Source organism: Arthrobacter sp. Y3225209, from assembly GCF_059090685.1.
Genome location: NZ_JBNHFW010000003.1, coordinates 166,217 through 185,374, shown reverse-complemented (window position 1 = coordinate 185,374; position 19,158 = coordinate 166,217). Strand labels below are relative to the sequence as shown.

Below are 19,158 nucleotides of genomic sequence, written 5' to 3'. Positions count from 1 at the left end.
TACCGGCGGAGCGGTACCAGCTTACCCGTTTCTTTCCGTACGTGTTTGCAGCTCATTCGGTGTGCCATTGGCTGCGCCGCCGGCCGCGTCACCTGAGGGCGGCTGTCCGGTGTCGGGGCGCAGCTCGTTCACGTACCGCTGATAGCTATCCCGAATGCCCTGCATAAACCCCAGAACAGTGCGAAGTTCCGCATCCGAATACCGGGACATCACCTCGTCATTCAGCGCGCCGAGCGGCCCGAAGTAGGCTCCGGCAAGCTGCATGGCGAGCGGTTCAAAATGCAGGGTCACCTTCCGCCTGTCAGCGTGGGTGCGGTTGCGGTGGATGTGCCCGATCCGCTCCAGCCTGTCGATGACGGCGGTGGTGGCGCCGGACGAGGTGCCTAGCCGGGCGCTGAGCTGGCCGGCGGTCAGTGCCTCATGCCGCATCTCCGCCTCCATGATCAGTACCAGCGCGCGCATATCGGTGGTGTTCAGCCCGTGGGCGTGCGCGAAGGCATCAGCGACCCGCTGCCCGTCCAGGGTGATGCCGCGCAGCGCGTCGACGAGATCCCGTCGTAGCTCCTGATCTTCCACAGCCCAATAGTAACTTGGAATTGAAGTATCTCCATATCTGAGATACTTTCGGATAGAGATACTTACGTCACGGGAGAAGCACATGTACGCAGGGATAGTGAAGAACGCCAAAACGGCGTGGGTCACTCTACTGATCGGGGTGGCCGTCATTATTGGCCTGTTCGCCCTGCCGGCAGAGGAAAACGACACCACCGGAGTGGGTGGCCTGGACGACAAGTACCAGTCGACCCAGGTGGAGGAGCTGCTCCAGGAGTTCCCCGACGCGCAGGAATCCTCTGCCATTGTGGTGGTTTCCCGCGAAGACGGCGAACCGCTGACCGATGCGGACACGGCCGCCATCGCGGAGATTAATGCGGCGGCGGCCGACGCCGGCGCCTCGGGCCCGCCCCCGCAGGTTCCGCCGGTGGTCTCGGAGAACAAGCTCGTGGCCATCGTTCCGCTGACCCTGCAGGCTGCCGCCGACGACGGCGACGCAGTATCGGAGGAAGTCGAGGCCCTGCGGACGGCGGTTTCCGATGCAGCCCCGGAGGGTGTGAAGGCCGAACTGACCGGCGGTGCGGCGTTCAGCGCAGATCTGGCCGGCGTGTTCTCCGGTGCCAACTTTGTCCTGCTCACCGTGACGGCCGGCGTCGTCGCCGTCCTGCTGATTGTCACTTACCGTTCCCCGTGGCTCTGGATTGTGCCGCTGCTCATTGTTGCGGCCATTGAGCAGCTGGCCGCGAAGGTGGTGGACCTGCTGGCCCCTGCCACGGGAATCAACGTGGATCCATCTGCTGTCGGCATCACCAGCGTCCTGGTCTTCGGTGCGGCCACCAACTATGCGCTGCTGCTGATTGCCCGATACCGGGAGGAGCTGCGCGCCCACGATTCGGTCTACGAAGCGATGGGCAAGGCCCTGACCCGCACCCGTGAGGCGATCATTGCCAGCGGCGGCACAGTGATCCTGGCGCTGCTGACGCTGCTCTTCACCGATACGGACAGCTACCGCGGGCTGGGCTTCTCCGCGGCCATCGGCATTGTGCTGGCCATTTTCAGTGCACTGTTCCTGCTGCCGGTGGCGCTGGTGCTGCTGGGTCGCAAGCTGTTCTGGCCCTTCGTGCCCAAGGTCGGGGACCCGGCCAAGGAAGGGAAGTTCTGGGGCAAGCTGGGCGAGGCAACTGCCCGCCGGCCGAAGACCATTGCCGGTACCGCCGTCGTTGTCCTGCTGGCGCTGGGCAGCGCCGTGTTCACCCTGCAGATCGGCCTGAGCGAGAACGAGCAGTTCCGTGAAAAGCCGCAGGCAGTGACCGCTGCGGAAACCCTTGCCGAGGGCTTCCCGGCAGGATCCTCCTCACCCGTCACCGTGCTGGTGGAAACCGGGGCCACTGATGCGGCCGTCGCCGACCTCCAGGGTCTCGAGGGCGTCACCTCCGCCACCCCGGGCAGCGAGCACGACGGACTGACCCGCGTTGAACTGATCACCGGCTATGAAGCCGGAACGGATGAAGCGAACACCTTCATTACCGATCTGCGCGAAGACCTTGCGGATGAAGACTACGAAGCACTGGTAGGCGGCGAAGCTGCACAGCGAGTAGACCAGCTGGCGGCGAACCAGCACGACACGCTGCTGGTGGGCACCTCGGTGATCATCCTGGTGCTGCTGGTGCTGGCCATCCTGCTCCGCTCACTCGTGGCACCGTTCCTGCTGGTCGCCTCGGTACTGCTGACCTTCCTGGCCAGTACCGGACTGAGCTGGCTGGTGTTCGAGAACGTGCTGGACTTCCCGGCCATGGACGTGCAGACCCTGCTCTACTCGTTCCTGTTCCTGGTGGCACTGGGCGTGGACTACAACATCTTCCTCACCACCCGAGCCCGGGAAAACGCGGTGACCATGGGCACCAGGAAGGGCATGCTGGCCGCACTGCGTTCCACCGGCGGTGTGATCACCAGTGCAGGCATTCTGCTGGCGGCGGTCTTCGCCGTGCTGGGCGTGCTTCCGCTGGTCACCCTGACGCAGGTGGGCATCATCGTAGCCATCGGTGTCCTCTTCGACACCCTGCTGGTGCGGACCGTGGTGGTCCCGGCCCTAACCTTTATCCTTGGCGACAAGTTCTGGTGGCCGTCCAACCCGGCGGGTAAAGACGGAAACCACGGCCGCCGCAAGGCTGAGGCCGAGCAGGACCCATCGGGCGACGGTCAGGGTGCCAGCAAGAGCGGCGTCGCCGCTGGATAGTTCTGCGGCACCGAGGGCATTGTCAATGGCGATGTTCTCCCACAGATCGGCGACCACAAAGAGGATCGGCGCACTGAAGAGCACCCAGCGCAGCGAACGGCGCTGGGTGTTCAGCCCGATGATCAGCAGCCAGGTCATGCCAAAGACCAGGGGAAAGAGCACCCCGGCAGTTTTGTGCACGTAGCTGAGCTGGCCCAGGGCGTCCGCGTCCATGGCAGCGCGCAGCGCCGCCAGGTGATCTTCCCCGTAGCCGAAGACCATGGAATCGGGCATGGCCAGCCCGTCCGAGAGGTCGGTCAGCTGGCCCAGCACCAGCAGGTGCAGGTACCAGAACAGGAACAGGGTGGTCACCACCCCGGCAATAACAATCAGCCCCGGACTGCTTTTGGGCTGTGGCGGCTGCCCCGCTCCCGGTGCCCCCGGGCGGGCCGGGGCTGCGTTTGGTCCGTGTTTGGCTGCGCGCTGCGCGGCGGTTTTTCCCATAAGTACAGTATGGCCGTACCGGTACATACGGTGCGGCCATACTGTTTCCGCCGTGCCGCGCCGTGCGGCGCCGTGCCTGCTGCGGCGCCGGCACCGTCCCTGTCGCGGGCGCCGGACCGGAAGCTACGCTGGGGCTATGGACCCCGTAGCAAGCCCTGAAGATTTTGCCCTGGCCGCCGATCTGGTGCGGGACGCCGGACAGCTCGCCCTTCGCATGCGCATGGAGGGGCTGACCGCCAGTGAGAAGACCTCCGTGTCCGACGTAGTGACCGCAGCAGACCGTGAGGCCGAAGCGCTGGTGGTGAAGCGGCTGCGCGAGCTGCGGCCCGAGGACGGGATTGTGGGGGAGGAAGGCGCCAGCCGAAACGGCACCTCCGGCCGCTCCTGGGTTATTGACCCGGTGGACGGCACCTACAACTTCTTTGCCGGCTCAACGTATTGGTGCTCTGCCCTCGCGCTGCGCGCCGATCCGGGTCCGCACGACGTCCACGGCGATCCTGAGGTGCTGCTGGGCGCCGTCTACCAGCCGCAGGAAGAACAGCTTTGGCTGGGCGGCAGGGGATATCCGGCCACCCGGAACGGGGAACCGGTTACCTGGCCCGAGGATGAGCCGCTGAACCGCATCTCGGCCGGGACCTACATCCACCCGACCTGGCTGCTGCGCCCGGAAGTTGCCGGCCCCTGGACGGCAGCCGCGTCCCGGGCCGCCACGATCCGGATGATGGGCTCCGGGTCCTGTGACCTGGTTCGTGTGGCTGCCGGCCAGTTCGGTGCCTGGTTCCAGCACAGCTGTCCGGAATGGGACTGGCTGCCGGGCAAGGCGATTGTCCTCGCTGCCGGCGGCAGCACCGCCGTCGCCGAGGTGAACGGATTCCGCTGGCATATTGCCGGCACCGCCGCCGCTGTGCGCGAGATCCACGGCGCGCTGACCTCCGCCTGACCCGCGCCCGGCCCATACCCTTCCCCGCAGTTGAGGGGCGCAAACCGCCCCTCACCGGAATGTCAGCCGCAGCGCCTAGACTTAAAGCCATCATGGACTACCTCTTTGATCCACTCTTTCCCGCACCCCGCACCAACGAACCGGTACCCGCCGCCAAAGCGCCGGACGCCGAAAATGCCCGGCGGGGCTCCTCCTACGCAGATGAAAGCCGTGCCGCAGACCTGCTGCAGGGCCTGAACCCGCAACAGGAGGAAGCGGTGAAGCACAGCGGTTCGCCGCTGCTGATTGTGGCCGGCGCAGGCTCCGGCAAAACCCGGGTGCTCAGCCACCGGATCGCGTACCTGCTGGCCACCGGACGGTCCAACCCCGGCCAGATCCTCGCCATCACCTTCACCAATAAGGCCGCCGCGGAAATGCGTGAGCGGATCGAATCGCTGGTGGGCGGCGTCGCCAAGACCATGTGGATCTCCACCTTCCACTCCTCCTGCGTACGGATCCTGCGCCGGGAAGCCAAAACGGTGGGGATGAACTCCAACTTCTCCATCTACGACTCTGCTGACTCGCTGCGGCTGATCACCCTGGTGGCCAAGGGCCTGGACCTTGACCCCAAGAGGTTCACGCCGAAGTCGATCATGCATAAGATCTCGGCGCTGAAAAACGAACTGATCGACGAGGAGTCCTACGCCGAATCGGCCAACCACGCCGATCCGTTCGAATCCGCCGTGGCGGAGGTTTATAAGGGTTACGCGCAGCGGATGCGCCAGGCCAATGCCATGGACTTTGACGACCTGATTGCCCAGACGGTCTTTATGTTCCGCGCGTTCCCGGGTGTCGCCGAATACTACCGGCGCCGCTTCCGGCACATCCTGGTGGACGAGTACCAGGACACTAACCACGCCCAGTACGCCCTGGTTCGCGAACTGGTGGGCACCGACGGCGACGCATTGGAGATTCCGCCGGCAGAGCTGACCGTGGTCGGCGATTCAGATCAGTCCATTTATGCCTTCCGTGGTGCCGATGTGCGCAACATCAATGACTTCGAGAAGGATTATCCGAGCGCGCGGACCATCCTGCTGGAGCAGAACTACCGTTCCACCCAGACCATCCTCAACGCGGCCAACGCCGTGATCCAGCGGAACCCGAACCGGCCGGAGAAACGCCTTTGGACTGCCGAGGGCGACGGCGAGAAAATCATCGGCTACGTGGGCGAGAACGAACACGAGGAAGCCCGCTTTATCGCCGAGGAGATCGACCGCCTGCAGGACGAGGAAAACCTGCGCCCCGGCGACGTCGCCGTCTTCTACCGGACCAATGCCCAGTCCCGGTCCCTGGAGGACGTCCTGGTCCGCGTTGGCCTGCCCTACAAGGTGGTTGGCGGCACCCGGTTCTACGAACGCAAGGAAATCAAGGACGCGCTGGCCTATCTGCGCGTGCTGGTGAATTCCGACGACGTCGTGAACCTGCGCCGCATCCTCAACGAACCCAAGCGCGGGATCGGCGACCGCGCGGAATACTCCGTGGCGGCCCTGGCCGAACGGGAGCGGATCTCCTTTATGGCTGCCCTGCGCCGTGCCGATGAGGCGCCGGGGCTGGCCACCCGGTCCCTGAACGCAATCAACGGCTTTGTGAAGCTGATCGACGACCTCTCCGAGGTAGCATCCGGATCAGGAGCTGCCGCCGCGTTGGAGGCCGTGCTGGAGCAGACCGGCTACCTGGCCCAGCTGCGCTCCAGCAATGACCCGCAGGACGAATCACGGGTGGAGAACCTCGCCGAACTGGTTGCCGTGGTCCGCGAATACGAGAGGGACAACCCCGAGGGGTCACTGGGAGAATTCCTGGAACAGGTTTCCCTCGTCGCCGACGCCGATTCCATTCCGGATGCCCCGGAGGGCTCCGCCGAGGAGGTTGCCGCTGCCGTCGAGGAGTCCCGTCGCCAGGGCGTGGTCACCCTGATGACCCTGCACACGGCCAAGGGCCTGGAGTTCCCGGTGGTGTTCCTGACCGGCATGGAACAGGGACTCTTCCCGCACCAGCGCTCCGCCACCGACCCGGCCGAGCTCGCCGAGGAACGCCGCCTGGCCTACGTGGGCCTGACCCGCGCCCGGCAGCGCCTTTACCTGACCCGCTCCGAGGTGCGCAGCATGTGGGGGCAGAGCCAGTACAACCCCGCCAGCCAGTTTGTCGGCGAGGTCCCGGCCGAACTGATCGAGTGGAAGCGCGAGGGGATGGACCGGCCCACGTGGGGCGGCGGAGGCAGCATCACCTCCAGCCGCTACGGCGGATCATCCTGGGGCGCCGGTGCACCGATGGGAACCGGCGGCAGTACAGCCAACGCCCCGGTGGCCAAGGCCATGGGGCGCGTACAGCCGCAGAAGGAAGTCATTTCCGTAGCCGCGGGCGACAAGGTCAACCACACCTCCTTCGGGCACGGTACGGTGCTCGCGGTGGAAGGTGCCGGGGATAAAACGGTAGCCAAGGTGAAATTCGACATTGGTGAAAAACGCCTGCTGCTGCGCTATGCGCCCCTGACGAAGGAGTCCTGAAAGAGACGCCTGTCATAGCGCAGGCCCCCTCATTTCTACAAACGATAGAAGTGTGTGCTTCATCACTAAAGGGGTAGTCTGTGATCGGCGCCAAGCGCCGAGGTACTAAAGTTCCCAATGGAGCAGACCGGCTGGATGCATCTGCTCTGCGATCGTCAGATCGAATGTAAACCTACTTCGACGTAGAAGGACACTAGCCCGTGGACCTGTTTGAATATCAGGCGCGCGATCTGTTTGAGGCGCACGGTGTACCCGTGCTTGCCGGAATCGTGGCGCACACTCCTGAAGAAGCCAAAGCTGCTGCTGAGAAGATCGGCGGCGTCGTTGTCGTCAAGGCACAGGTCAAGGTTGGTGGCCGCGGGAAGGCCGGCGGCGTAAAGGTCGCAAAGACCGCCGATGAGGCTTTCGAGCACGCATCCAACATCCTCGGCATGGACATCAAGGGCCACACCGTTAACAAGGTGATGATTGCCCAGGGTGCCGATATCGCCGAGGAATTCTACTTCTCGGTCCTGCTGGACCGCGCAAACCGCAACTACCTGGCCATGTGCTCGGTTGAAGGCGGCATGGAGATTGAGCAGCTGGCCGTGGAGCGTCCCGACGCCCTGGCCCGCGTGGCCGTTGATCCGGCCGTCGGCATCGACTCCGCCAAGGCTGCAGAGATTGTCGACGCCGCAGGGTTCGCACCCGAGCTGCGCGACGGCGTCATCAACGCCATCATCAAGCTGTGGGACGTCTTCACCAAGGAAGACGCCACCCTGGTTGAGGTCAACCCGCTGGTCCGCACCGGCGCCGGCGACATCGTTGCCCTCGACGGCAAGGTTTCCCTCGACGAGAACGCAGACTTCCGCCAGCCCGGCCACGCCGAGCTGGAGGACAAGGATGCCGCTGATCCGCTCGAGGCCAAGGCCAAGGAAAACGACCTCAACTACGTCAAGCTGGACGGCGAAGTCGGCATCATCGGCAACGGCGCCGGTCTGGTGATGTCCACCCTCGACGTGGTGGCCTACGCCGGCGAAAAGCACGGCAACGTCAAGCCTGCCAACTTCCTGGACATCGGCGGCGGAGCCTCGGCATCCGTCATGGCCGCCGGCCTGGACGTCATCCTGAATGACTCCCAGGTCAAGTCCGTATTCGTCAACGTCTTCGGCGGCATCACCGCCTGTGACGCCGTCGCCAACGGCATCGTCAAGGCCCTGGAAATCCTCGGCGACGAAGCCAACAAGCCGCTGGTTGTCCGTCTCGACGGCAACAACGTCGAGGAAGGCCGCCGCATCCTCGCCGAGGCCAACCACCCGCTGGTCACCCTGGCCACCACCATGGACGAAGGCGCCGACAAGGCCGCCGAGCTCGCTCACGCCGCTCGCTAACCGAGCCTGTCGAAACCTAGAAGAGAGAATCCACCTATGTCTATCTACTTGAACAAGGACTCCAAGGTCATCGTTCAGGGCATCACCGGCGGCGAAGGCACCAAGCACACCGCCCTGATGCTCAAGGCCGGCACCCAGGTTGTCGGCGGCGTCAACGCCCGCAAGGCAGGCACCACCGTCACCCACGGCGACGTTGAACTGCCCGTCTTCGGCACCGTTGCCGAGGCCATCGACAAGACCGACGCCGATGTCTCCATCGTCTTCGTGCCGCCGGCCTTCACCAAGGACGCCGTCATGGAAGCCATCGACGCCGGCATCGGCCTCGTTGTGGTCATCACCGAGGGCGTCCCCGTACAGGATTCCGCCGAGTTCTGGGCCCACGCCCAGTCCAAGGTGGACGCCGACGGCAACCAGGTCACCCGCATCATCGGCCCGAACTGCCCCGGCATCATCACCCCCGGCGAAGCACTGGTCGGCATCACGCCCGCCAACATCACCGGCAAGGGCCCCATCGGCCTGGTTTCCAAGTCCGGGACCCTGACCTACCAGATGATGTACGAACTGCGCGATCTTGGCTTCTCCACCGCCATCGGCATCGGCGGCGACCCGGTTATCGGCACCACCCACATCGACGCCCTGGCTGCCTTCGAAGCGGATCCCGAAACCAAGGCGATCGTGATGATCGGCGAAATCGGCGGCGACGCCGAAGAGCGCGCAGCCGAGTTCATCAAGGCCAACGTCACCAAGCCGGTTGTCGGCTACGTGGCAGGCTTCACGGCTCCCGAAGGCAAGACCATGGGCCACGCAGGCGCCATCGTCTCCGGTTCCGCCGGAACCGCCCAGGCCAAGAAGGAAGCCCTCGAGGCTGCCGGCGTCAAGGTTGGCAAGACGCCGTCCGAGACCGCCACCCTGCTGCGCGAAGTTTACGCAGCCCTCTAGTTCCACCACGCATGCCCCCGTCCCGCGGATACATTCCGCGGGACGGGGGTTTTGTGCGTACTGATCCGGTTAGAAAGTTAGACATGTCCACCTCAGTAACAAACGGTCCCGGCAAGGCCGGCGCATCCCGGCATAAACGGGCCCTGCGCCGCGCCTCCTGGATTGTCACCCTCGGCGGTTTCCTGTTCGGTTATGACACCGGCGTCATCAACGGCGCACTGCCATACATGCAGGACGATTTGGGTCTGACCCCGTTCACCGAGGGCCTCATCACCTCCAGCCTGCTCTTCGGCGCGGCGTTTGGCGGTGCCATCTCCGGCAAGCTGACCGACCGGTTCGGCCGCCGCCGCGTGCTGATGGGACTCGCCGTCGTGTTCCTGCTGGGTACGCTGGGTACCTCGCTGGCGCCCACCATTGCCGTGATGGTGATCTCCCGGATCGTGCTGGGGCTGGCAGTGGGCGGCGCTTCGGCGCTGGTGCCCCTGTTCCTGGCCGAACTGGCTCCCGCTGAACGGCGTGGCCAGATGGTGACCCGCGACCAGCTGATGATTGTTACCGGCCAGCTGGTTGCCTTCATCGCCAACGCGGTGATCGGCAACATCTGGGGTGAGGATCAGGGCGTCTGGCGCTGGATGCTCGTGGTGGCCACCCTCCCTGCCATCGCGCTGTGGATCGGTATCGCGTTTGTGCCCGAAAGCCCGCGCTGGCTGGCCTCCAAGGGCCGTTTCGCGGAAACCCTTACCGCCCTGCGCCGTATCCGCAGCGCGGAAGCGGCGGAGTCGGAGTACAACGAGGTGCGCGGACTCGCGGAGAAGGAGTCTGCCTCCGCCGGGAGCCTGCGTGACTTCGCCGAGCCGTGGCTGATGCGGGTGCTGCTGATCGGCATGGGCCTGTCCATCGTCCAGCAGATCACCGGCGTCAACGCGATCATGTACTACGGCACGCAGATCCTCGCCAATGCAGGGTTCGGTACGGAAGCGGCCCTCACGGCGAACATCGCCAACGGCGTGGTCTCCGTGGCCGCGGCCTGTGTCGGCATCTGGCTGCTGGGGCGGGTTCGGCGCCGCCGAATGCTGATGACCGGCCTGGTCGGCACCGCATCCTCCCTGCTGCTGATCGGGATCGTGTCCCTGACTGTGGCCGAGGGCAGCCTCCGCGGGTACCTCATCCTGGCCCTGACCGTGACGTTCCTGGCCTTCCAGCAGGGCGCCGTATCGCCGGTCACCTGGCTGATGCTCTCCGAGATCTTCCCGCTGAAGGTCCGCGGGCTCGGCATCGGTATGTCGGTCTTTGTGCAGTGGATGACCAACTTTGCCGTTGGATTCTCCTTCCCGATCCTGATGGCTGCCATCGGCATCTCCAACACCTTCTTTATCTTTGTGGTGCTCGGGATCCTGGCCCTGCTGTTTGTCCGCCGGTACGTCCCGGAGACCCGCGGCCAGAGCCTGGAACAGGTGGAGGAACAGCTGCGGGCCGCTGGCACCAAGTAGCCCGCGCCGTCGAACAACGGAAGGGACCCTGCACGCTGCAGGGTCCCTTCCGCCTTTCCAAGATCCCCTAGGGAACGGCAGGGTATGCCGCGACCGTGGGCACCGTCACCGACGCAGTGAAGCTGGTGAGCGCGGTGGCCTTCGGCGGCGCGTAGACGGACGTGGCCGGCGTAACCTGCAGCACCAGCCTGCTGGCGGACGTCACGGTGTAGGACACCTCTTCCAATGGCAGGGTCACGGTGTGTTCTTTGCCGTCCAGGACCAGCGGCACCGGCGTCACCTGGTTGCCCAGCACCAGGGAAGCCCGGGCCTTATCTATGATCTGCGCGTAAACGTGGGTGCTGCCCTGCCGGGCTGACCCTCTGTAGGTGAGCGTCAGCTGCGGCGCCCCGAAGACCGAAGTGGTGACCGCCGGTGAGGTAATCGGTACGTTGACTGCTACCGGTGCAACCGCAGCCGCTACCACTGCGCCGCTGACGGCGGCGGGGGAGAGGAGCATGGATCCCCGCCCCGCACCCGTAAGGGAGCCGGTGGCTTCCGGGTAGCCCGGAGCAGCCCGGGTGACGCCGTGCTGATCAATGAACTCGAAAGCGGCTCCGGTGTCCACCGGCTGGTCCCGGAGGTATTTACTGAACCAGTTCAGCACCGCCGGGGTAATCCGGTCCGGACCGGCCGCGGAGTTGCACAAGCCGTGTCCGCCGCAGAACTGCAGCATTTTGGTGGGGGTGCCGGTGCTGCTGATCAGGCGATAGTTGCGGGTGGCCTCATCAAGGGTGAACAGCGTATCCGCAGTGCCCTGGATGATCAGCGTGGGAGCAGTAATGGAGGTGAACATACTTTCCGGAGTCAGTGACTCGAAGTAGGCAATGGATTCGGCGCTGAGTTGGTTTGGATAGGTCAGCCCTTCCCTGCAGGCCTTCCGGACCGGGGCGGCCAGGGCGCCCTGGTTTCCCACCAGCGAACCCAGCTGGCCCAGTGCCGTACCTTCGGCACAGAGCAGGGCGCCCCAGCCGCTCTTGAAGGAGCCCGCCTTGTAGAGACTGGTGGTCAGGTCATTCCAGGCGATGGTGGGCGTGATCGCGTCCACCCGCTGGTCCTGGGAGGCGAGGACAAACTGGATGCCGCCGCCGTAGGAGGCCCCGGCCATGCCCAGCACAGGATCCCCCGGGGTGTCCAGGCTCGCTTCCGGCTGCGCTGCGATGTAGTCAATGATGGCCGAGCCGTCCCGGCCCTCATAAGCGGGGTTGTTGACATAGGCCTCACCGCCGCTGAGGCCGAACCCGCGCGGGTCCCATGTGACCACGTTGTACCCGGCTTCCCGCAGCGGCGCGATGCCGATGGAGCCGATCAGAGTGCTGGTGGAGGTGACCGGCAGGCGTCCGCCGGGAAGCCCGAATCCGGGCCCCACCATCACGGTAGGGGCCTGCTGCCCGGCGGCGAGCCCTGTGGCAGGGAAGAAATTGGTATGGATAGGCGTGCCGTCAAAGCTGGTAACGACGACGTCGGTGCGCGCTGCCGGTGCCGCAGCGGTGGGGGCAGCCGGTGCTGCCACAGCGGGTACGGCAGCCAGTGTGGGGCCCAGCAAAGCCGCGGCAACCGCCAAAACGCCCAGGTGTTTCCTCATAATGACCTCATTGTCCGTGGGGAAGAAGATTGGTTACCGACTGGTAACTTCCCGCAGACTATGGAGAGGCCGGCAGGGGCACAAGCTTTGTGCAACATATTGAACCGATAGTGGAGTCCTTTTTGGCGTTGTCTATTGTGCTGCGATGGTCAGTGGTTTAGAGGACGCCGGTACGGCATGGACGGTTTCAGGCAAACAGAATGCCCCCGCACCTATGGTGCGGGGGCATTCCGGGATGATTCTCGGTGCTTGCCTGCGGCTACTTGCCGCCGCGGGCACCGCCGTCGCGGTCTGTGCCCTCTGGCGCCGCGCTCTTGGAGGCCGCGCTATCGGCCGGCACCGCACCGTTGTTGGATGCTGCCGGCTCCTGGCGTTCGTCATGCTCGGTGGTGTGCAGGTCGAAGGAGGAACCGTGCTCCTCCACGCCGGCCTGAATGGCACGGCCGACAACGGATACCGCGAGCTTGCGCCGCAGCGAGAGCGGATCCCTGGCCAGGTCCTTAACCAGTGCCACGGTTAGCAGCAACATCACCACGGCAAAGGGCAAAGCCGCCACAATGGTGATTCGCTGCAGGCCGTCCAATGCCTCGGCAGGTTCGTCGCCGCCGGCCAGCAGCATCACTGCCGCCACGCCACCGGTAAGGATTCCCCAGAAGACGACGACGGCACGGGGCGGGGTTTCCGCGCCGTTGGAGCTCATTGAGGCCATCACGATGGATGCGGAGTCTGCTCCGGTGACGAAGAAGATTGCGATGAGGATCATGGCCAGAACGCCGACGGCGCCGGCCAGCAGATTCGGCATCGGCAGGGCAGCGAAGAGATCGAAGAGCGATCCGTCGAAGGAAATGGTGGGTTCCCCGTCCACCATGGTGACCAGCCCCTCGGATCCGTTAGCCGCTGCTTCCTGCTGGGTGCCGATGGCCGCGCCGCCAAAGACGGAGAACCAGACAACGCTGACGGCGAAGGGCACCAGCAGGACGCCGGTAACAAACTGCCGGATGGTGCGCCCGCGGCTGATCCGGGCGATGAACATACCCACGAACGGCGTCCAGGAGAGCCACCAGGCCCAGTAGAAGATGGTCCAGCTGGAGAGCCAGGCGCGCATGGCTTCATCGCCGGTCACTTCGGTCCGGGAAGCCATCTGGGCCATGTTGGCGGCGTAGTCGCCAATGGCGGCGGGAACCACGTTGAGTATGAACAGGGTTGGGCCCACCACGAAGATGATCGCGGCGAGGACGAAGGCCAGGACCATGTTGATGTTGGACAGCCACTGGATGCCGCGGGAAATGCCGGACACGGCGGACGCCACAAAGCAGCCGGTGAGAATGGCGACAATGGCCACCAGAATGGGTGTTCCCACCGTACCCAGGAAGCCGGTGGCCTGGAGGCCGCTGCCGATCTGCAGGGCGCCGAGGCCGAGGGAAGCGGCGGTGCCAAAGAGCGTCGCGAAGATCGCGAAGATGTTCAGGACCTTGCCCAGCGGGCCGTCCACGCGCTTGGCGCCGAAGAGCGAGGTGAAGGCAGAGGAGATCAGCTGTTTGCGGCCCAGCCGGTAGGTGCCGTAGGCCATGGCAATACCCACCACGGCGTACATGGCCCAGGGGTGCAGGCCCCAGTGGAACAGCGAGGTTCCCATGGCGGTCTGCAGCGCTTCCGGGGTCTGGGCATCCACCGTGCCCGGCGGTGGAGAGATGTAGTAGAACAGCGGTTCTGCGACGCCGTAGAACATGAGGCCGATGCCCATGCCGGCGGAGAACATCATGGCTATCCAGGACACGGTCTTGTACTGGGGTTCCTCGCCGTCCTGGCCCAGCGGAATGCGGCCGAACCGGCCCACGGCCAGCCAGATGACATACACCACGAGGAACGAAGCCAGCAGGACGAAGAACCAGCCGGCATTGGTGATCACCCAGTCAAGCGCCGTCTGGGAGACGGCGGAAAGGTTGTCCGTTCCGAAGAAGCCCCACGCAATAAATGCAAGGGCGAGGACACCGGTGACGGCAAAGAGCAGCTTGTCCAGTTTCGCGGGTACACCGCGGCTGAGTGCCTTCTCCTGCGCGCGTTGCCCCTCAATCATCAGCTGGACGAGTTCGTGTTCCTGCTCCACCACCGGGAGGGAGGACGTGGTGGTTTCATCGATGGTGATGGCGAGCCGTGAGGACGCGGGATCACCGTCGTGCATTGCGGAGTCGCGCGGCGGACCTTCTGTGGTAGCCATAGGCCTTTCCTTATGTCAGCGCAAAGGGCGGGTCCTTGTGACGGACCCGGGGCAGGCAGAAAGGCAACCACTCCCGGCGGCGGGGCTCAGATTACCGCCCACAGTCCGCCGGATTTCTTAAAAGCAACGCGGCCGGACCTCTGCGTCCCTTTACATAATTCGCGAGTGTGTTCCTTTCAACGTTGCGGTCGGCTTCGTTGCAAGTCAAATCGGCTGGTTCCATTTCCGTGCCCGGCAACGCGCACGGAACAGGCTGTGGCGGCATGCCGGCAGTGGGGGCCGGGCCACCGGACGGGTCCCGGAGCTAGAGCGCGGTGGTGCCGAAGAACATACCCAGCAGGTAGGTTGCGGCCGCGGCGCCGAAGCCAATGGCAAGCTGCCGCAGGGCCCGCTTGAGCGGGGAAGCACCGGACAGCAGACCCACGACGGCGCCTGTCATCAGCAGTGCCAGACCCACCAGTACGCAGGAGAGGACAACGGCGGTCAGGCCGGTCAGACCGAACAGGTAAGGGAGTACCGGGATGACGGCCCCGGAGGCGAAGAAGCAGAAGCTCGACGCGGCAGCGCCGAGGCCCGTGCCCACGGACTCGTGCTGGTCCCGGGCCTCCCCGGCGTCGTCAGCCTCGGGATTCAGTGAGAAGCTCGGATCACAGTCGCAGCTGAAGAGTCCCATCCGCTCGGCCGCCCGGTGCTCGGCCGCTTCCTTGGACATGCCCCTGGCACGGTAGACCAGCACCAGCTCATTGGCATCAATGTCCAGTGACTTCGCGGCGGAAAGCGTGATCTGCGTGGGCCGGGAAGCGTCCAGAAGTTCGCGCTGGGAGCGAACGGACACGTATTCGCCGGCACCCATGGACAAGGCGCCGGACAGCAGGCCGGCCAGACCGCTGATCAGGATGAAGGTGCTGGAGACCCCGGTGGCGCCGATGCCCATAATGAGGGCAAGGTTGCTCACCAGACCGTCATTGGCGCCGAACACCGCCGCGCGGAAGTTACCGGACAGCCTGGTCCGGCCCCGCGTGGCCAGGCCGCGGACCACTTCCTCATGGATCTGTTCATCAGCGGCCATGGCGCTGGTGGCATTCGGGTCCTGGGAATACGGAGACCGGCCCTCCGCCCGCTGGGCAAGGGCCAGCACAAACACCGAACCGAACCGGCGGGCCAGCAGGCCCAGCATCCGGTTGCGGAGGGAGGGGCGCAGCGGCCGGCCGGCGTCGTCGCCCAGCAGGCTGCGCCAGTGCTCTTCATGGCGTCCCTCCGCTTCGGCGAGGGCCAGCAAAATGTCCCGCTCTTCGCCCTCGCGGCGTTCGGCAAGGTAACGGTAGGTGGCTGCTTCGGCCTGCTCATCGGCCAGGTACTGGCGCCAGCGTTTCTTATCGGCCGCCGTCGGCTGGTGCGGGCTTTCGCCTGAACGGTCCGGCGAGGGGGAGGGGTTCACGGTGCTCCTGACAGGGACCGGAACGCATGGGGATCCGGCCAGCTTAGCTACGACTCTTCTGACCGAAGGTCTCGCTCGCCCGCCGCTGATGTCGGCGGGTGGACTGCCGGGACGCCGCAGCGTCCAGTGTGTCGACAGGCCTCGGGCTGACAGGCTGCGCCATCCCAGACATCACTTCAGACATCGTTCAGAACACAGACCCGGCCGGAGCTACTCCCCTTCGACGCCCAAGTGTAGTCGATCCCGGTGTGCAAAACCCGCCGGCTCGCGGTAAGGCACGGTTTGGGCCAAGACACAGCAGCTTAAGGCAAAGCCGGGCAGGCGCTAAAGTCAATTACGTGAGCAATAACTTTCCTGTCCCGGATCCGGACCGTCCATGGACCCGCCACTACAGCGACGGGGTCCTGACAAGTTTCAGCCTTCCCGAGGGTTCCCTGGTGGACATGGTGGAGACGTCGGTACGTAAATACGGTTCCAAAACCGCGCTGCAGTTCTTTGGTGCCACCACCAGCTACGCCGAGCTGGGTGAACAGATCCGCCGGGCAGCGGCGGGACTGCAGAAGCTGGGTGTACGCAAGGGGGACCGGGTGGCGCTGGTGCTGCCCAATTGCCCGCAGCATGTCGTGGCGTTCTACGCCATCCTGCGGCTGGGCGCTGTAGTGGTGGAGCACAACCCCCTCTACACCGACCGTGAGCTGCGGCACCAGTTCGAAGACCACGGCGCCACCATGGCCATTGTCTGGGACAAGACCGTCCAGCAGATCCAGGACCTGCCCGCGGACATCCCGGTGCACACCATCATTTCCGTTGGCCTGATCGAAGCCATGCCGCTGAGCAACCGGCTGGCATTGAAGCTGCCCGTTGCCAAGGCACGCACGGCCCGCGCCGCGCTGACGGCAGACAAGCGGCCGCGCAGCGGGGCACGGAAGGTGCTGACCTGGAAGACGCTGCTGGACACCCGCCCGCTGCGCCGCCGGCACCCGCGTCCGGAGTCCTCGGACCTGGCGGCCATCCAGTACACCAGCGGCACCACGGCCGATCCGAAGGGGGCAATGCTCTCGCACGCCAACCTGATGGCGAACGCCGCGCAGGGCCGGGCCTGGGTGCAGGGCCTGCGCCCCGGCAAGGAAACCGTCTATGCCGTGCTGCCGATGTTCCACGCCTACGGCCTGACGCTGAGCCTGACCTTTGCCATGAGCATGGGCGCCCGCCTGGTGCTGTTCCCGAAGTTTGATGTGGACCTCACCCTGCAGGCCATGAAGAAAACGCCCGCAACCTTCCTGCCGGCAGTTCCGCCCATCTACGACCGGCTCGCGGCTGCCGCAGCGGAACAGGGCGTCTCGCTCAAGGGTGTCCGGTTCGCCATCTCCGGAGCCATGAACCTGCCGCCGAAAACGGTGGAAACCTGGGAAGCGGCAACCGGCGGGCACCTGATCGAAGGTTACGGGCTGACCGAAACCTCCCCGGTGGCGCTGGGTAACCCCTTCGGTCCCAGCCGCAAGCCCGGCACCGTGGGTGTGCCCTTCCCCGAGACCGATATCCGCATTGTGGATCCGGAGAATCCCGCCGTGGAGGTGAAGCACGGCACGCCCGGCGAACTGCTGATCAAGGGCCCGCAGGTCTTTGGCGGTTACTGGAACAAGCCCCGGGAATCCGAAGCGGCGCTGCTTGAGGGCGGCTGGTTCCGCACCGGCGATATTGTGTCCATGGACGACGACGGATTTGTCACCATCCGGGACCGGATCAAGGAACTGATCATTACCGGTGGTTTCAACGTCTCCCCGTCCGAAGTGGAGGACGCCCTGAAGCGGCACGAGTCCGTGGATGATGCCGCGGTGGTGGGCATGGCCCGGACCGGAGGCGGCGAGGACGTGGTGGCCGCCGTGGTGCTCAAGCCCGGCTCGGGATTCAATGCCGAAGGGCTGCGTACCTATGTGCGCAATGAACTGGCCGCCTACAAGGTCCCGCGGCGCATCGTGGAAATCCAGGAACTGCCGCGTTCGCTGATCGGCAAGGTCCTGCGCCGGCATGTGCGCGATAACCTGCAGAACGGCATCGACGGATCGTCCGCTGCACCCGACCAGGGCACTGCGCCCGTCAATCCTGACGCCGGTCCTGCCGGTGCCCCGAAACAGCCCTGAGCAGAGAGAGCGGACATGAGCGCATCAAGCACGCAGCGGAAGGACCGGCCTGCCGAAGCCGACCACACCAGGCCCGGCCGGTATTGGAGCGGCCCGCTGGGGCATGCCGCACAGCGTGCGGCACAGATCCTGCTGATCCTGGTGCTCGTGTCAGTGTCCGTGTACGGGCTCCGGCAGATCACGCTGGTGGTGATCCCTGTCCTTCTTGCCCTCATCCTGGGGGCGGCGATCGCTCCCTTCGTGAATTGGCTGCGTCGTAAGGGATGGCCCAGTGCACTGGCTACGGGGTTGTCCTTCCTGCTGCTGCTGGCGATCTTCGGCGGCCTGGTGACGGGCATTGTTTTTGCCATTCGCAGCGAGTGGTCTTCCCTGGTGGACCAGGCAGTCCAGGGCTTCGACAAGCTCTATGACTTCATCCTGAACGGCCCCCTGCCAATCGATGACAACATGCTCAGGGACGCCCGGGACGCGGCCATCGATTTCGCCACCAGCAGCACCGTCAGTAACGGGGCAATTGCGGGCCTGTCAGCAGCGACGTCCTTTATCACCGGATTCCTCCTGATGGCCGTGGTGCTGTTCTACTTCCTGAAGGACGGGGACCGGATCTGGGCGTTCTTCCTGCGGTGGTTCCCCGAAGACCGGCGCGAAAAGGCCCGCATCTCCGGCTTCCGGGTCATGGAAGTCCTCGGCGGCTACATCCGGGGCACCGCCATCGTGGCACTGGTGGACTCGGTCTGCATCGGTGCGGCCCTGTTCATCCTGCAGGTCCCGCTGGCCCTGCCACTGACAGTGATCGTCTTCGTCGGTTCCTTCATTCCGCTGGTGGGTGCAACGGCGGCCGGAGTGTTCGCCGCCCTGATTGCGCTCGTAGCCAACGGCCCCGTGGTGGCGCTGGTGGTGGTGGTGGTGATCATTGCCGTGAACCAGATCGAAGGAAACTTCCTGCAGCCCGTGGTGATGGGTAAATCCCTGAGTATCCATGCCCTGGTCATCCTCCTGGCCCTGACAGCCGGAACCATCCTGGCCGGGATTATCGGCGCCATCCTGGCGGTACCCATCACGGCCGTCGGCTGGGCGGTCATCAAGGTGTGGACCGGGGAAGACAACGGTGAGGACATCGAGGAGCTGGCTGAGATCCCTGATCCCGAGGAACAGCCCGAAATGGAATCCGCGGAGAGCTGACG

At 65.1% G+C, this 19,158-nt stretch carries 12 protein-coding genes and 1 pseudogene; 8 read left to right on the top strand and 5 right to left on the bottom strand.

The window, feature by feature from the left end:
- Nucleotides 1–21 precede the first annotated feature (21 nt).
- A complete protein-coding gene (locus AC5RVB_RS03670; RefSeq protein ID WP_494141993.1) occupies nt 22–576 on the bottom strand; it encodes a MarR family winged helix-turn-helix transcriptional regulator in 555 nt (184 codons plus the stop codon).
- Between the two features lie 82 nt (nt 577–658).
- Here AC5RVB_RS03670 and AC5RVB_RS03665 point away from each other — a divergent pair.
- A pseudogene (locus AC5RVB_RS03665) lies at nt 659–2,620 on the top strand (MMPL family transporter); the annotation flags it as partial.
- 21 nt (nt 2,621–2,641) lie between these two features.
- On the opposite strand, the gene AC5RVB_RS03660 reads toward AC5RVB_RS03665, so the two are convergent.
- Nucleotides 2,642–3,271: a hypothetical protein gene (locus AC5RVB_RS03660; RefSeq protein ID WP_227929189.1), complete on the bottom strand. Its 630-nt coding sequence runs from the start codon at nt 3,269–3,271 to the stop codon at nt 2,642–2,644.
- Between the two features lie 136 nt (nt 3,272–3,407).
- Between AC5RVB_RS03660 and AC5RVB_RS03655 the strand changes: the two genes are divergently transcribed.
- The 5 genes from AC5RVB_RS03655 (at nt 3,408) to AC5RVB_RS03635 (ending at nt 10,553) form a co-directional block, all read left to right on the top strand.
- Nucleotides 3,408–4,211, top strand: a complete 804-nt coding sequence (locus AC5RVB_RS03655) for an inositol monophosphatase family protein (protein WP_227929188.1) — start codon at nt 3,408–3,410, stop codon at nt 4,209–4,211.
- Nucleotides 4,212–4,303: 92 nt separating this feature from the next.
- The gene (pcrA, locus tag AC5RVB_RS03650) at nt 4,304–6,754 is read left to right on the top strand and encodes a DNA helicase PcrA (protein WP_227905825.1); all 2,451 of its coding nucleotides are present in this window, start codon (nt 4,304–4,306) and stop codon (nt 6,752–6,754) included.
- 200 nt (nt 6,755–6,954) lie between these two features.
- Nucleotides 6,955–8,124, top strand: coding sequence for an ADP-forming succinate--CoA ligase subunit beta (gene sucC, locus AC5RVB_RS03645; RefSeq protein WP_227905827.1), 1,170 nt, complete (start codon nt 6,955–6,957; stop codon nt 8,122–8,124).
- A 36-nt stretch (nt 8,125–8,160) separates the two neighbouring features.
- Nucleotides 8,161–9,063, top strand: coding sequence for a succinate--CoA ligase subunit alpha (gene sucD / locus AC5RVB_RS03640; RefSeq protein WP_227905829.1), 903 nt, complete (start codon nt 8,161–8,163; stop codon nt 9,061–9,063).
- A gap of 83 nt (nt 9,064–9,146) precedes the next feature.
- Complete coding sequence (locus AC5RVB_RS03635) at nt 9,147–10,553, top strand: sugar porter family MFS transporter (RefSeq protein WP_227905831.1); 1,407 nt, start codon at nt 9,147–9,149, stop codon at nt 10,551–10,553.
- Between the two features lie 67 nt (nt 10,554–10,620).
- On the opposite strand, the gene AC5RVB_RS03630 is transcribed toward AC5RVB_RS03635, so the two are convergent.
- The 3 genes from AC5RVB_RS03630 to AC5RVB_RS03620 all read right to left on the bottom strand — a co-directional run bounded on the left by AC5RVB_RS03630 (nt 10,621) and on the right by AC5RVB_RS03620 (nt 15,833).
- Nucleotides 10,621–12,177: an alpha/beta hydrolase gene (locus AC5RVB_RS03630; protein WP_494141992.1), complete on the bottom strand. Its 1,557-nt coding sequence runs from the start codon at nt 12,175–12,177 to the stop codon at nt 10,621–10,623.
- A gap of 259 nt (nt 12,178–12,436) precedes the next feature.
- The gene (locus AC5RVB_RS03625) at nt 12,437–14,254 is read right to left on the bottom strand and encodes a BCCT family transporter (RefSeq protein WP_494142021.1); all 1,818 of its coding nucleotides are present in this window, start codon (nt 14,252–14,254) and stop codon (nt 12,437–12,439) included.
- Between the two features lie 445 nt (nt 14,255–14,699).
- The gene (locus AC5RVB_RS03620; RefSeq protein ID WP_227905611.1) at nt 14,700–15,833 is read right to left on the bottom strand and encodes a VIT1/CCC1 transporter family protein; all 1,134 of its coding nucleotides are present in this window, start codon (nt 15,831–15,833) and stop codon (nt 14,700–14,702) included.
- Nucleotides 15,834–16,171: 338 nt separating this feature from the next.
- Between AC5RVB_RS03620 and AC5RVB_RS03615 the strand changes: the two genes are divergently transcribed.
- On the top strand, nt 16,172–17,974 hold the full coding sequence (locus AC5RVB_RS03615; RefSeq protein WP_494141991.1) for a long-chain-fatty-acid--CoA ligase: 1,803 nt from the start codon (nt 16,172–16,174) through the stop codon (nt 17,972–17,974).
- Nucleotides 17,975–17,989: 15 nt separating this feature from the next.
- Nucleotides 17,990–19,156 (top strand): AI-2E family transporter, encoded by a 1,167-nt coding sequence (locus AC5RVB_RS03610; RefSeq protein ID WP_227905607.1) that lies wholly within the window; start codon nt 17,990–17,992, stop codon nt 19,154–19,156.
- Nucleotides 19,157–19,158 lie beyond the last annotated feature (2 nt).